We start from the raw sequence: 14,269 nt of genomic DNA, 5'->3' as shown, positions 1-14,269 counted from the left end.
GGCGGACTCCACTCGAAAAAATTCGATAAGAAAAAAGGCGCTGAAGCGATAAATTCATCATTGTTGACGCATGCAGATGACGCACATACGAACCGCTGTCCGCGGTTTCTCCGCCGCTGATCGATCGAAGGATCGCAAGCGGAAGGGCGGATCATAGCGCAAAGCGCCGCAGAGATCTTCACTTTCTACACAGTTTTGTTCCAATTTATCCACAGGCCATTCAGCCAGGGATAAGTTTACCCGTTCGTGCTCAAAAGGCATTCAGGATCGTCCGCATTCGGTGAAATTTTAAGGCGCCATCACGTTATTACCGCAACGCCGATGCAAACAGATCGCGAGAAGATCCTGCTCGATCCTTGCGCTTTACCCCAGACGCCGTATAATTCCTGCCCCGGCGTGTTGCGCTCTGGCCCGAACCGGCTGGTTTTGCGGTCGAACGGGATATCCAGACGCGCCTTGAAAGCGAAGTAAATTGACTCCGGACTGTACAATTATTACAATCCCGCCTCTTTATTAAAGATACACTGAGGCGTTGGTCGGTTTTCTGACCTTACAAGCGCGTCACCAAGTGAAATTTTCCAAGTTTAGGTAGAAATCGCCATGAAACGCACTTTTCAACCGTCCGTACTGAAGCGCAACCGTTCACATGGTTTCCGTGCTCGTATGGCAACAAAAAATGGTCGTCAGGCTCTTGCACGTCGTCGTGCGAAAGGCCGTTCACGTCTGACCGTTTCTAAGTAATAAAAGCTAACCGCTGAGTGGTTAAGCTCGCATTTCCCAGGGAGTTACGTTTGTTAACTCCCACTCATTTCACTTTCGTCTTCCAGCAGCCACAAAGAGCTGGCACGCCGCAAATTACGATTCTCGGCCGCCTGAACTCGCTGGGGCATCCCCGCATCGGTCTTACCGTCGCCAAAAAGCATGTTAAACGCGCGCATGAACGCAACCGGATCAAGCGATTGACCCGCGAGAGTTTTCGCCTGCGTCAACACGAATTGCCTGCCATGGATTTTGTGGTAGTGGCGAAAAAAGGGGTTGCCGATTTGGATAACCGTGCGCTGGCGGAAGCGTTGGAGAAGATATGGCGTCGTCACTGTCGCCTGGCTCGCGGCTCCTGATTGCGCTGATCCGCGTCTATCAACGCGTAATCAGCCCGCTTTTAGGACCCCACTGTCGTTTCCATCCAACCTGTTCGCAATACGGTATTGAGGCATTGCGCAGGTTTGGCATGGTAAAAGGCAGTTGGTTGACGACGAAACGCGTATTAAAATGCCACCCTTTGAACCCGGGTGGCGACGATCCGGTGCCGCCAAAAACCGACGATAACTGAGAACATTAACGATGGATTCGCAACGCAATCTTTTTCTCATCGCTTTTCTGTTCGTGTCTTTTATGATCTGGCAAACCTGGCAAACGGACCATGCTCCGCAGCCGCAGCAAACCCAGACCACACAAAACACGACAGCAGCCGGTGATGCCGCCAACCAGGGCGTACCTGCCAGCGGCCAGGGCAAAACGATCACCGTTAAGACTGACGTTCTGTCTTTACAGATCAATACCCGCGGTGGCGATATTGAGCAGGCACAGCTGCTGACTTACCCGGACAAACTGGGCTCCTCACAGCCTTTCCAGCTGCTTGAAAACACCCCGTCATTTGTCTATCAGGCACAGAGCGGTCTGACCGGACGCAACGGCCCGGACAACCCGGCTAACGGCGCGCGTCCACTGTTCACCACGACTCAGGATACATTTGAGCTGGCTAACGGCGAAAGCGAACTGCGTATCCCGATGACTTACACCGCGGAAAACGGCGCAGTCTATACCAAGACTTTCGTGCTGAAGCGTGGTGAGTTTGCGATCGGCGTGGATTATCAGGTTAACAACACCACCCAGCAGCCGCTGGAAGTGGCGATGTTTGGTCAGCTGAAGCAGACCATCGACCTGCCAAAACATCGTGATACCGGCAGCAACAACTTTGCGTTGCACACCTTCCGTGGTGCGGCTTACTCCAGCAGTGAGACCAACTACGAGAAGTACAAATTCGATAAAATCAGCGATAACGAAAACCTGAGCACCACCACCAATAACGGTTGGGTGGCGATGCTTCAGCAGTATTTCGCGACCGCATGGGTTCCAAAAACAGCCGGCACCAACACGCTGTATACCAGCAACCTGGGTAACGGCATTGCTGCTGTAGGCTACAAATCTTCTCCCGTTTCTGTCGCACCAGGTGCACAGCAGAATCTGGCCGCGACCCTGTGGGTTGGGCCGGAAATCCAGGACAAGATGGCCGCTATCGCGCCTCACCTTGATCTGACCGTTGACTACGGCTGGCTGTGGTTTATCTCTCAGCCGCTGTTCAAACTGCTGAAGTTCCTGCACAGCTTTATCGGTAACTGGGGCTTCTCCATTATCGTTATTACCTTTATCGTTCGTGGCATCATGTACCCGCTGACTAAAGCGCAGTACACCTCCATGGCGAAAATGCGCATGCTACAGCCGAAGATTCAAGCGATGCGTGAGCGTTTAGGTGAAGACAAGCAGCGTATGAGCCAGGAAATGATGGCGCTGTACAAAGCAGAAAAAGTGAACCCGCTGGGCGGCTGTCTGCCATTGGTCATCCAGATGCCTATCTTCCTGGCACTGTATTACATGCTGATGGGCTCGATTGAACTGCGTCATGCGCCGTTCGCGCTGTGGATCCATGACCTGTCTGCGCAGGACCCGTACTACATTCTGCCAATCCTGATGGGCATGACGATGTTCTTCATCCAGAAGATGTCGCCAACCACCGTGACCGATCCAATGCAGCAGAAGATCATGACCTTTATGCCGGTCATCTTCACCGTGTTTTTCCTGTGGTTCCCGTCTGGTCTGGTGCTGTACTACATCGTCAGTAACCTGGTCACCATTCTCCAGCAGCAGCTGATTTATCGCGGCCTGGAAAAACGTGGCTTGCACAGTCGCGACAAGAAAAAGGCGTAAGCTACTCCGGCATGGCGGACCGATTCCGTCGTGCCATCAGCCTGCACAATGGTTATGATAAGGCGGTCAATTGACCGCCTTATTTTTTGCGTTAAAAAGAGAGTCGAAGATGAATCATAGCGAGACGATCATAGCTCAGGCGACCCCGCCAGGCCGCGGCGGCGTTGGTATCCTGCGCGTTTCCGGTCCCAAAGCTGCTTTCGTGGCCCAACTGCTGCTGGGCAAGCTGCCGAAACCCCGTTACGCCGACTACCTGCCCTTCCGCGATGCTGATAACACGGTCCTGGATCAGGGTATTGCGCTGTGGTTTCCTGGCCCGAACTCTTTTACCGGTGAAGACGTGCTGGAGCTCCAGGGGCATGGCGGCCCGGTCATTCTTGATCTGCTGCTGAAGCGCATTGTCGCTATCCCTGGCGTGCGTATTGCTCGTCCCGGCGAATTCTCAGAGCGGGCGTTCCTGAACGATAAGCTCGACCTGGCCCAGGCAGAAGCGATTGCCGATTTGATTGATGCCAGCTCAGAGCAGGCTGCGCGCTCGGCGCTAAACTCGCTTCAGGGCGCTTTTTCGCTGCGTGTTAATCAACTTGTGGAAGCACTTACTCACCTGCGGATCTATGTAGAAGCCGCAATCGACTTTCCCGATGAGGAAATCGACTTCCTGTCCGATGGGAAAATCGAAGCCCAGCTGAATCAGGTGATCGCCGAACTGGATGGCGTGCGTGCCGAAGCGCGTCAGGGTAGCCTGCTGCGCGAAGGGATGAAGGTGGTGATCGCTGGCCGGCCCAATGCCGGTAAATCGAGCCTGCTAAACGCGCTGGCGGGCCGTGAAGCGGCAATTGTTACTGATATCGCTGGCACCACTCGCGACGTGCTGCGCGAGCACATCCATATCGACGGCATGCCGCTGCATATCATTGATACCGCCGGGCTGCGTGAAGCCAGCGATGAAGTCGAGCGTATTGGTATTGAGCGTGCCTGGAGCGAAATCGAACAGGCCGACCGTGTGCTGTTTATGGTTGACGGTACCACGACCAGCGCGACAGAGCCTGCGGAGATCTGGCCAGACTTTATCGCCCGTTTGCCAGCAACGCTGCCGATCACTGTGGTACGTAATAAAGCTGACGTAACGGGTGAAGCGCTGGGTTTGACCGACGTGAACAACCACTCATTGATTCGCCTTTCCGCCCGTACGGGCGAAGGAATCGATGTGTTACGCAATCATTTGAAAGAGACGATGGGCTTTGCCGGTAACACCGAAGGCGGCTTCCTCGCCCGCCGTCGCCATCTGGAAGCGTTAGAGTTAGCGGCGACTCACTTACTTCAGGGGAAAGAGCAGCTGCTGGGCGCACGCGCTGGCGAGCTACTGGCTGAAGAGCTGCGTGTCGCACAGCATTGCTTAAGCGAGATCACCGGCGAGTTCACTTCTGATGATTTACTGGGACGCATCTTCTCCAGCTTCTGCATTGGGAAATAAGCACCCGCCTGCCTTCGCTCCCGCATGGCCGATCGCCATGCGGGATTTATATCCCCATAAGTCATCAAATAACATATTTTACTGCTTCTGAACCTTGCCATTTTTAAGCCTCTATTAATTTTCATGTCTGTATATGCTTTCTGCCTATATAGAATCCCTGATAATTATTAAAGGCCCGTCTATATGATAAATATTAAAAAGAATAGTCTGCAAAATGGATAGGAAAAAGCGTGCTCCACCCCCGCCTCGTTAAATAAGTGTTACTTATAAGTTAACATGCTAACCAAAATGGAATCTTCCTGAAGAATTATAAATAAAAACATATCACAATCATATAGTTGCCTGTCAATAAGCCTTATTTTCGCTAATGCATTAATGATGTTTGCCTTTATCCCCATTCGTTATATTGTACTTTTATGACATATTTATTAAAGCCGAAAACCTCTATATCCCAGTTTTATTAACATCTCAAAGGTATGGTGGCCAGTTCAGATTTTATTGCACCCAAGAGATAAAACGTCAGCTAAAAGAGGAATTATGAACGGATGAAATCAACTCAATTTATTGCCAGCCGTCATTATTCAACCGCACTCATTGGATTCGGACCCGCCAACCTGGGATTATTGATTGCCGCCTGGCGTCGCGGAGATCTGAAAGAACTGGCGCGGGATGGGATAATTATTATCGAACAGGCCACAGAACCTGGCGGGGGAAGCCTTGGTGATTACAAAATAACGGCTAATTCCCTGGCTTCCGTTTTCCTCGAATGTATTGACGACAAGCGGCTGGGCGATCTTTTTGCCGAACTGAAAGACAAACCTGAAGTTCAGCTGTTGCGCAAAGAGAGCACATCAGCACCTTTTCTGGCAACGGTAGGAAAAATATTACGAGATATGGCCCACGTCGTTATTGCGGCCGTTGCCCGTCATTATGACATTACGGTATTAACCTCAGCAGAAGCCAGAGATATCCAGCAGGATGGAAACCATTACGCCATTTCATTTCGGTATAACGGTAAGGATCATTATGTGCAAGCCAAAAGTGCCTTTGTTAACTGTGGCGGAATACAGTCTTTTTCACCCGCTGATTATGCACCCCTCGCCGGTCAGGTGCTAAGTTCCGACAGGCTACTGCGGATGCCTGCGGAAGAATTGCAGCCGTTATTAAACGCTTATCCCCACCCGCGGATTGCCGTTATTGGCTCATCACACAGCGCAGTATCCGCCATAATCAGGCTTTCTGAACTGATCAGCGACCGTGACGCCGAAATTGCCATTTATGGGCGCTCGCCGCTGCGCCTCTTCTTTGAGAGCGCTGCCGCTGCCCGCAGGGCAGATTATCAATTTAACGATGAAGACGATGTATGCCCCCTGAGCGGCAGGGTCAACCGCTTCTCGGGCTTGCGTTATGCCTCTCATCAGGCGGCCGTCAGTATTCTCCGTGAAGGTCGTCTTGGTCCGCATTCACCTGCCGTGACGGTTAATATTTCGCCGTCGCCATTGACCAGCGCGAGCAGTGCACCTGCTTTTGATATCGGAATTATCGCTACCGGATTTTCGGCAAAAGGACCGCCTGGACCAGAGCGAAACAGCCATGCCGATGGGCGAGTCAGAGATAATAATGGTCGGGTTTATCAGGGATTATATTCATTTGGCCTCGGCAGCGGTTTAACCCCATCTTTTAAAATAGGAGGAGAAAAATCTTTCAGAGGGAAGCTTGATGGCGTCTGGCTCTATATCAATGACATTGGTGATGCAGTATTGGATAGCTATATAAAAGACCATTCACTCGAAAAAGTAGCTGAAGGATTTCCTCAATGAATACACAGGTAAAAAAAGCCATTGTGCTGGCTGCCGGTACCGGCAATCGTCTCTATCCCTTAACCGAAAATAACCCCAAGCCATTAACCCGCGTGGGAGAGCACAGCATTATTAAGCGATTAGTTTCAAATCTCATCAGCGTAGGAATAACGGATATTGTTGTAGTGACCGGTCATCTGGGAGAACAGATATCTGTTGAGCTAAATGGGAATTTCAGTGAGGCTAATTTTAGCTTTATCCATAACGAACGCTATAACGCTACAAATAATATTTATTCTCTCTGGCTGGCAAGAGAACACTTTACGGAAGATTTTTTGCTGCTGGAAGCAGACGTTATTTTCAAACCCGAAACGCTGGATCAACTGACGTTTGGGCCGGCTGATTCCTGTGCCTGTCTGGTCTCGCCAAAAGAATATTATATGGATGGCGCATGCGTGAAGCTCACCGGCGCACCGTTACGCGTTACCGCGCCCGAACAGGTGCCGATAGCCAAACAAAGCCCCGATCACTATAAAACCGTCAATTTCTATCGTCTTTCTGGCAAGTTTGCCAGTACCTGGCTACAGGATCGCCTGCAACAAAAAGTGGTTAACAACGATCTGTCTGGTTATTACGAAACCCTTTTTTCTCAAGCGATTACTGAAAATAGCGAGCCGTTCCTCGCCTGCATTGTTAATCAGAATGACTGGTTCGAAATCGACAACCTGGACGACCTGGATATCGCCAATTTCCGGCTTAAAGATCCCCACCAGCGACAGTCACATCTTGAAGCACAGCACGGGGGCTACTGGCGATATCCGATTACCGATCACTGTCTGCTGTACAATTTTCATTATCCGCCCAGAAAATTGCTCGACCATTTAAGTGCGAGGCTCGAAAAACTGGTGCGCGAATATCCCTCTTCGCAGCGGCCCATTGCCGAGTATCTTTCAGGGTATTACGACCTGAAAGCGTCGTCACTGGTGGTGTCAAATGGCGTCAGCGAGCTGATCCCGCTGCTGTTCCGCGATGTGCACAAACCGGTTCTTATTCCGACCCCCTCTTTTAATGAATATGAGTCTGCCGTGCCTCCAGGATTACTGCGCCATTTTGCATTGCGGCCGGAAAACGATTTTTATCTCGATCCACATAAACTGCTACAGCAGGCACAGGCAGAGAATGTCGGGCATATCGTGCTGATTTCGCCCAACAACCCTACCGGGAATGCCATTCCTCATGATGACCTGCACACGCTTATTCTTGGTGCAGCAAAACAGAATATTCAGGTCATTCTGGATGAGTCTTTTATCGATTTTCATCCTGAAAGCCGTGGCGCCTCCTTTTTCCCGGAGCTTGCCCGCTACACTAACCTGACAATCGTGCTCAGCCTGAGCAAATCGCACGGTATTGGCGGTATACGTCTTGGGATGTTGGCTTCAGGGAGTGACAGGCTCGCGGCAGCGATACGATCCCGGCTTCCAATCTGGAATATCAACTCCTTTGCGGAAGAGTATCTGCGACTGTTTTCGGCATTCCGCAAAGAGTATGCCGCTTCCTGTGACAAAGTCCGCTATGAGGTACAGAAGCTGCGCCAGAACCTGAATACGCTGCCAGGCCTGACGGCCTTTCCCACCGACGCCAACTTTTTGTTTTGCCGCCTGGATGAACGTTTCGGTAAGGCCAGCGAGCTGGTTACCGAGCTTTTGCAGCAGGATCAAATTTTTGTGAAGGATTGCGCAGGGAAAACCCTGCCAGAGGCCGAACAATATTTTCGGATCTCCTCACGCAACGAGGCACAAAACGATCGGTTATTCCTGGCGCTGTCACGCATTTTGCAGGCCAGGCAGGCTTGTACCGTCCGTACCCCGGAGCTGGTAAATGCTGCGACTTTATAAAGATGCCGCCAACGTTTGCACCTTAATCGGACTGATTGCTGGTTTTGCTGCGCTGCTGTCGTTGGTGGCTCATAACCTGCCTCTGGCTCTGACTTTTATCCTGACAGGGGCAGTAGCCGATGTGTTTGATGGCCCCCTCGCTCGCTCGGCCAGCAACAGACCAGATGTGGCACCCGCCTTTGGTAAAGAGCTGGATACGTTAGCGGACGTGTGCCACAGCGTTTTATCACCTGCCCTCTGGGTAGTCATCTCCCTGGGATTGACGCCCGTTTCCGTACTGGCCGGGCTTGTACTCACCGTGGCAGGTGTAACCCGGCTGGCTTACTTCACCTCGGTTACGCCTGCCAAACCCGGCCATTTTATTGGCGTACCGGTGACCTGGGTGCCTCTGGTGTTAGCCATCGTAGTTAATCTGTTGGGCACCCACACTTTACCCACCGTTGTTGGCGTGCTGTTCGCGTTAATTATGGCTCTGGCACAGACAAGCCGCGTGTTGGTCCCCAAATTTTGCGGCCGGAAATTTACCCTTTTTGCCGTTATCGCCATCGGGTTATTACTCCTTACGGCACTACGAACTCTTGCAGGAAACTGGTAATGACTATTTTGACTGATGGCATGAGAAGAGAGAAATCAGGCACGATTGGCTTTCTGTGGATGATGCTCTCTACAGTGCTGTTTGTTGCCGTTGACGCAGTAATTAAGCTGGCGGGTAAAAGTATTCACCCTTTTGAGGTAGGTTTTTTCCGTAATCTGTTCGGCTTTCTTTTTCTTCTTCCGGCGCTGTGTCGAACGCGTTTTACTGCGCTAAAAACAAATGATTTTTATGGGCACCTGCTGAGAGGCGTGCTGGGCGTTGCCGCCACGCTAACTTTTTTCTATGGTCTGACAATTGTGCCTTTGGTTAAGGTGATTTCTCTTTCTTTTGCCGTACCGATATTTGCTTTTGTTTTGGCCATTATTTTCCTCGGTGAAAAACCGTCGGTCAGGCAGTGTTTCTGGACGCTGGTTGGCTTCGCGGGCGCCTTAGTGATTGTCAGGCCGGGATACATTCCCCTGTCGATTGGCACGCTTATTATTCTGCTGTCGGCATTTTTAAACGCCTGCATTTATATCGTGGTAAAAAAACTTTCCCGTACCGACTCTTCACTGTCTATCGGTGCCTGGATGTGTTTATCCGTCGGCACCCTGACCTTTCCCTTCGCCTGGTATTACTGGAGCTGGCCAACACCGCAGCAGTATCTGCTGCTGATATTGGTCGGCGTACTCGCCACCTCGGCCCAGTATGCATTATCAGAAGCGTTCAGAAACGCTGATACCAGCGCCATGATGCCTGCCGAATTCCTGAAACTGATCTGGGCTGCGCTGATTGGCTTTTTTGTGTTCCGGGAATCTGCCGATGTTTTTGTCTGCTTTGGGGCCGCAATCGTTATCACCGCTAACGTGATGTCGGGGTTAGCGAAGCGACGACATGACCGTAGCAGCCAGAAATAAAGAGCGCCTGTTGCCGATCGGGGCGCTCATCAAAATATTACCAATCAAGAGGTTAACTGCATGGCGTCTATTGACTCAATCATCGTTCTGGACATTGATGGCACCCTGACCGACAGCGTGCCAGCCCACCAGCATGCCTTCGAACAGGCACTGCGCTTTTTCCCTTTCCAGGCCCTGTCCACCGACTGGGGGCGCTACACCCACCATTCCGACAGCGGCATTTTTTATGAAGCCTGGCAAAAAGCAAATTTTGTTGGTGAACCGGATCTGGCCACGCTTGAGGAAGCCTATCTGAAAGCTTACCCGCAGGCACTGAAACGTTATCCGGTTAGCGCCATTCCTGGCGCGGCAGAATTTGTTGCCACCCTTAGCGAAAGCTGGGGCATTGTTTTTGCCACCGGCAGCCTGCGTTCCGGGGCGCTGCACAAGCTTGGTGTCCTTGGTATTGATGCGGATGAGGTCGTGCTGGTGACCTCATCAGAGTTTGCCAGCCGCGAAGAACTGGTCAAACAGGCGGTCGGGCAAGGGTGTCGCAGATTCGGCATCAAAGCCCCTCGCCGGGTTGTTTCCATTGGCGATGGCATCTGGGATTTGAAGACGGCGAACAATCTTGGTTATGAATTTTTAGGGATTGGCGAAGGGGAAAAAGCTGCCCATCTCAGCGCCTCAGGCGCAGAAGTTTATCCAGACTTCATCGCCTTGCTTAAAGATCGCCAGCTGTTTTCGTCAGAGCCGATTGCGATAAAGGAGAGTTAATGTATGCCGAGCGGGACGACGTATGATGTGTCAGACAGGCCGCCGCTAAGTACGGCAGAGATCCTTGCTGCGGTTAAACAGGCGGCACCTCCTGACTGCGATGTCTTTGAAGTTCATTCATCCCTTTCTCTGCTGTCAGGCTTAAGCCGCAGGCCACACCGATGGGCCTTTTTGCGTGCGGTAAGGAGTCTGGTTCGTGAGGGGAAAACCCTGCTGTTTCCGGCGTTCACCTTTTCTTATGCAGGCGGCAAAGCGTTTCATCTTCAGCACTCACCTTCGGAAACCGGCGTTCTGGCTGACTGGGTGCTTAGCCTTCCTGAGGCACGCCGCACGCCCAGCCCAATGTTTTCCTTTGTGGTGATCGGGCCGAAATCACCGCTCTTTTTGCAGGCAGATCACCGTGATGCGTGGAGCGCAGAATCCGTGCTGTCGAGGGTAGAAAAGCTGGGAGGTGGAGCGCTGATGTTGGGTGCCGGATGGGATTACCTGAGTTTCCTGCATGTCGTGGAACAACGGCTCATGGTGCCCTATCGCGAATTTAAAGTTTTTCACGCCAAAGCAGATTTAGGTCAGGGTCCGGTCGATCCCGCCATGCAGGTCTATGTACGCCGTCGGGATATTCGTACCGAACTGGATTTCGCCGCGGCGGGTCGGGCAGCGGAAGAGGCTGGCCTGGTAAAAACAGCCCTGCTCGGCGAAGGTGAGGTGAAATTTGTTTCGCTGCGCCATATCGCACAGCTTTGCCAGGAGAGAATGGGTACAAATCCGTTTTTCTTACTGAAGAATGGCCAGCAGACGGCAATGGACATCGCCCAGGTCACACAGCGTACGCAACAACCCGTTTTCCGTATTGCGCTTCTCAGCGCGGAAAATCCCGATTATCTGATCGAAGCACTTAAAAAGCAGATTGCTGCAACAATCCCGACCAGAAGTATTGCGTTTTATCCCAGTCAGTATGGCAATTTCTATTCAGATTTGACCCTGAACGATTCACCTCTGCGCACGTTCAACCCGCACCTGACGATTATTGCCGATACCTTCGAGAGCCTGAGCGGCTGCTCAGGACAGTATGCGATTGATGAAGAGACATTTCACCTCAGGCTCAATCGTTGGCATGCCGCCGTGGCTGGCTGGGCCGAAGCCAGCGAAAACCAGGTGGCTGTTTTCAGGCCAATGTGGGCAACGGCAAGCGGCACGTTTTCCGGCGAGGAAAATAGTGCCCGGCTGGCTACGATACTGGCACAAAATGAGGGGATATTTATCGACACCCCCAGTCTGGCGGCACAATCAGCGATTCCCTTGCGCGACCCGCGCAGCTGGTATCTGGCTCGTACGCCCTGGTCACCCCAGTTTGCCAAAGTGCTGGCTGAGTATCTTACTGGCATTGTTCTTGACCGCTGTGGTCTTTCGGTACGTCTGATCGTGGTTGATCTGGATAACACATTGTGGGGAGGCGTAGCCACTGACGATGGACTGGAAGGCCTCGCGCTGGGCGGCGATTTTCCCGGAAACGCTTTTCGGGATTTTCAGCTGTTGCTTAAATCACTGGTGCAGCGAGGGATCGGGCTGGCTATCGCCAGTAAAAACGACCGGCATGTCGCGCTGGACATTCTCGATCGCCATCCCGAGATGGTGTTGCGTCGCGAAGATTTTGCCGATGAAGAAATTCACTGGGAGGCCAAAACCGATTCTGTCGTTCGTCTGGCAAAACGAATGCATCTGAGCCTTTCCAGCGTGATGTTCCTTGATGACAATCCGGTTGAGCGAGAGGCGGTAAGGCGCAATCTGCCTGAAGTCGTGGTTCCTGAATTAGGTAACGATCCGGTCCGCTACTGTGAAATTGTCAGTCGTATTCCTCAGCTCGCGTCTGCGGGCCTCACCAGCAGCGATCGCCAGCGTGGCAACGCATTTCGCCAGTTGAAAGCGGTGGAAGACGCACGTCGCGTCGCTGTTGATTCGCAGGCTTTTATCAGCGACCTGGCCGTTACCCTGAGATTCGCTCTGCTCAATGATGGAAATCTCTCCCGGGCCGGGCAGCTGATGACCAAAACCAACCAGTTTAATACCACATTGAAGCGCTACAGCGCTGCCGATTTAAAAGCGCTTGTGCAGCAGGGGCATCAGGTCATCGTTCTGGAGATTGCCGATAAATTTAACCCGCCAGAAATCATGGGCGTAGCGGTATTACAACAGGCAGTGCTTGATACGGTCGTGCTGTCATGCCGGGCATTTGGCAAAGGCGTGGAAACGGCCTTATTTCAGGCTCTGGCCGCTGCGCTGTTCCGCCAGTCGGGCCTTTATCTCAGGGTCTGCTTCACCCCAACAGACAAAAACCATGTGGTGATTAGCGCACTGGAGGCATTGCACTTTACGCCGCACAACGACATCTGGCTTGCAGGAACAAAGAGCCTGTCGCTGCCAGTTTCGCCAGTGAAAATAACCGGACTTGAGGAGATTTTTCAGTGAAATTTAGTCAATTTGCTGTTGGACAGTATGTGGCGTTTACCCGGGCTTTCTCGTCGGAAGATTATGAAAAATTCAGGGCGGTGAGCGCGGACAATAACCCGCTGCACTGGGACGTGGATTATGCCCGCGAGGCGGGCTTTTCACAGCCAATCTTACCGCTTGGGTTATCCATTTCGCCTTTTTCTGCCATTGCAGGAAAGGCGCTACCGGGCATTCCATCATTAATTCTTTCATCATCATGGAACGCCCACAGCCACGTTGATTATGACCAAAACCTGACGTGGTCCGCCAGAGTCAGCCATATCCTCACAGAGAAAAGAGTGCTTCAGCTTGATTTGCGTGTTTATGACGGTGAACGACGGTTAATCTCAGGGAAAATGTCAGTCCAGGCCAGAGTTGAGGAATGGAACATTCCCGACGACATTGCTGCCGAATTCAGGGTCAGAGAGCCGGCTCGCGTTGCGCTGGTAACGGGGGCAGAAGGCGCGATCGGCGCAGCCTGTGCAGCCCGACTGGAAAGTGCCGGATGGCAGGTATTACGTCACGCTCGACGTAGCAATACGGCTGGTATCGTTGCTGATTTAGCGACAGAAGCGGGTCGCGAGCAATTAAGTCACGCTGTCCGGGAGCACCAGCCCACGCTGATCGTTCACGCGGCCAGCGCGGCGACTAAGGCAACGCTGACAACATTGATAGCAACTAACTATCTGGCGCTGCATTCTCTTACCGCTGCGGCTCTGCCGCATATGCTGGCGATGCAGAGCGGCCGTATCATAAATGTGGGATCGGTTGCCCAACTTAAAGTGTCCGGGTCTTTCACCGATTATGCGGCAGCAAAAACGCTTTCGGACTGGTATCTGAACCAGGTTGATCTGCAACATCGCAGCAATGGCGTAGAGACCACCACCGTGCTTTGCGACAAGACAAACAGCGCTTTTTCAGAAGGGCAGCAGGCGCTTAGCGGCACGGCAATGGAACCAGAAGAAGTGGCTGAGCAGCTGGTGGCGCTGGGACTGGGAGAGCAACCGCTTCATACTCGCTATACCCTAAGCAGTGAAGGATTAACCCGCTTCACCGCTGACGAGGCGCCACAAACGGTCAGCAACAACAGCATTCCGACAGCGAAACCAGAGCAAGTAGCAGCATCGTTTTCATCTGCGCCACTGGAGGAGTTGCGCACCAGGCTGCGGACTATGTTCAATCAACTGCTGCCGGATTCAGTAGGCAAGCCAGATAATCTGCTGCGCATCAATACCCTCTCCGGCTGGGATTCAATGACACAAATCGCTATTGCGCTGGAAGTAGAACAGCAGTTTGGTATCGCGCTGAATGGGGCCGCCGTGGCGGAGCTAATCTCGTTCGATGCCCTTCTTCAGGCAATTAGCAACGCAAAGGATTGATCT

Annotated in this window: 12 protein-coding genes; all 12 read left to right on the top strand. The window is 52.3% G+C overall.

The features are described 5' to 3' along the window. The first annotated feature begins 600 nt into the window (after positions 1-600). The 12 genes from rpmH to EHV07_RS23425 all read left to right on the top strand — a co-directional run bounded on the left by rpmH (position 601) and on the right by EHV07_RS23425 (position 14,266). The gene (rpmH, locus tag EHV07_RS23480; RefSeq protein WP_147200476.1) at positions 601-741 is read left to right on the top strand and encodes a 50S ribosomal protein L34; all 141 of its coding nucleotides are present in this window, start codon (positions 601-603) and stop codon (positions 739-741) included. A gap of 17 nt (positions 742-758) precedes the next feature. Continuing rightward, positions 759-1,118, top strand: a complete 360-nt coding sequence (gene rnpA / locus EHV07_RS23475) for a ribonuclease P protein component (protein WP_147200475.1) — start codon at positions 759-761, stop codon at positions 1,116-1,118. Continuing rightward, positions 1,082-1,330, top strand: a complete 249-nt coding sequence (gene yidD / locus EHV07_RS23470; RefSeq protein ID WP_147200474.1) for a membrane protein insertion efficiency factor YidD — start codon at positions 1,082-1,084, stop codon at positions 1,328-1,330. The genes rnpA and yidD overlap by 37 nt, the downstream gene beginning before the upstream one ends. An 11-nt stretch (positions 1,331-1,341) precedes the next feature. After that, on the top strand, positions 1,342-2,985 hold the full coding sequence (yidC, locus tag EHV07_RS23465) for a membrane protein insertase YidC (RefSeq protein WP_147200473.1): 1,644 nt from the start codon (positions 1,342-1,344) through the stop codon (positions 2,983-2,985). 109 nt (positions 2,986-3,094) lie between these two features. Further along, positions 3,095-4,459: a tRNA uridine-5-carboxymethylaminomethyl(34) synthesis GTPase MnmE gene (mnmE, locus tag EHV07_RS23460; protein WP_147200472.1), complete on the top strand. Its 1,365-nt coding sequence runs from the start codon at positions 3,095-3,097 to the stop codon at positions 4,457-4,459. A gap of 545 nt (positions 4,460-5,004) precedes the next feature. Continuing rightward, entirely contained in the window at positions 5,005-6,279 is a 1,275-nt protein-coding gene (locus tag EHV07_RS23455) for a hypothetical protein (protein WP_147200471.1), read from the top strand. Continuing rightward, on the top strand, positions 6,276-8,153 hold the full coding sequence (locus EHV07_RS23450) for an aminotransferase class I/II-fold pyridoxal phosphate-dependent enzyme (protein WP_147200470.1): 1,878 nt from the start codon (positions 6,276-6,278) through the stop codon (positions 8,151-8,153). The genes EHV07_RS23455 and EHV07_RS23450 overlap by 4 nt, the downstream gene beginning before the upstream one ends. After that, the gene (locus EHV07_RS23445) at positions 8,137-8,748 is read left to right on the top strand and encodes a phosphatidylcholine/phosphatidylserine synthase (protein ID WP_147200469.1); all 612 of its coding nucleotides are present in this window, start codon (positions 8,137-8,139) and stop codon (positions 8,746-8,748) included. Before EHV07_RS23450 ends, EHV07_RS23445 begins: the two co-directional genes overlap by 17 nt. Next, positions 8,748-9,644 carry a DMT family transporter gene (locus EHV07_RS23440; RefSeq protein ID WP_147200468.1) on the top strand — a complete coding sequence of 299 codons (897 nt, stop codon included), beginning with the start codon at positions 8,748-8,750 and terminating at the stop codon, positions 9,642-9,644. The genes EHV07_RS23445 and EHV07_RS23440 overlap by 1 nt, the downstream gene beginning before the upstream one ends. A 60-nt stretch (positions 9,645-9,704) precedes the next feature. Continuing rightward, on the top strand, positions 9,705-10,400 hold the full coding sequence (locus EHV07_RS23435; RefSeq protein WP_147200467.1) for an HAD family hydrolase: 696 nt from the start codon (positions 9,705-9,707) through the stop codon (positions 10,398-10,400). A 3-nt stretch (positions 10,401-10,403) separates the two neighbouring features. Continuing rightward, positions 10,404-12,866: an HAD-IIIC family phosphatase gene (locus EHV07_RS23430; RefSeq protein WP_147200466.1), complete on the top strand. Its 2,463-nt coding sequence runs from the start codon at positions 10,404-10,406 to the stop codon at positions 12,864-12,866. After that, complete coding sequence (locus EHV07_RS23425) at positions 12,863-14,266, top strand: SDR family NAD(P)-dependent oxidoreductase (RefSeq protein WP_147200465.1); 1,404 nt, start codon at positions 12,863-12,865, stop codon at positions 14,264-14,266. The genes EHV07_RS23430 and EHV07_RS23425 overlap by 4 nt, the downstream gene beginning before the upstream one ends. The last annotated feature ends 3 nt before the right edge of the window (positions 14,267-14,269 follow it).

The organism is Pantoea sp. CCBC3-3-1, from assembly GCF_007981265.1.
GTDB lineage: Bacteria > Pseudomonadota > Gammaproteobacteria > Enterobacterales > Enterobacteriaceae > Erwinia.
The sequence above is the reverse complement of the archived record's forward strand: the minus strand, read 5'-3'. Positions and strand labels throughout refer to the sequence as shown.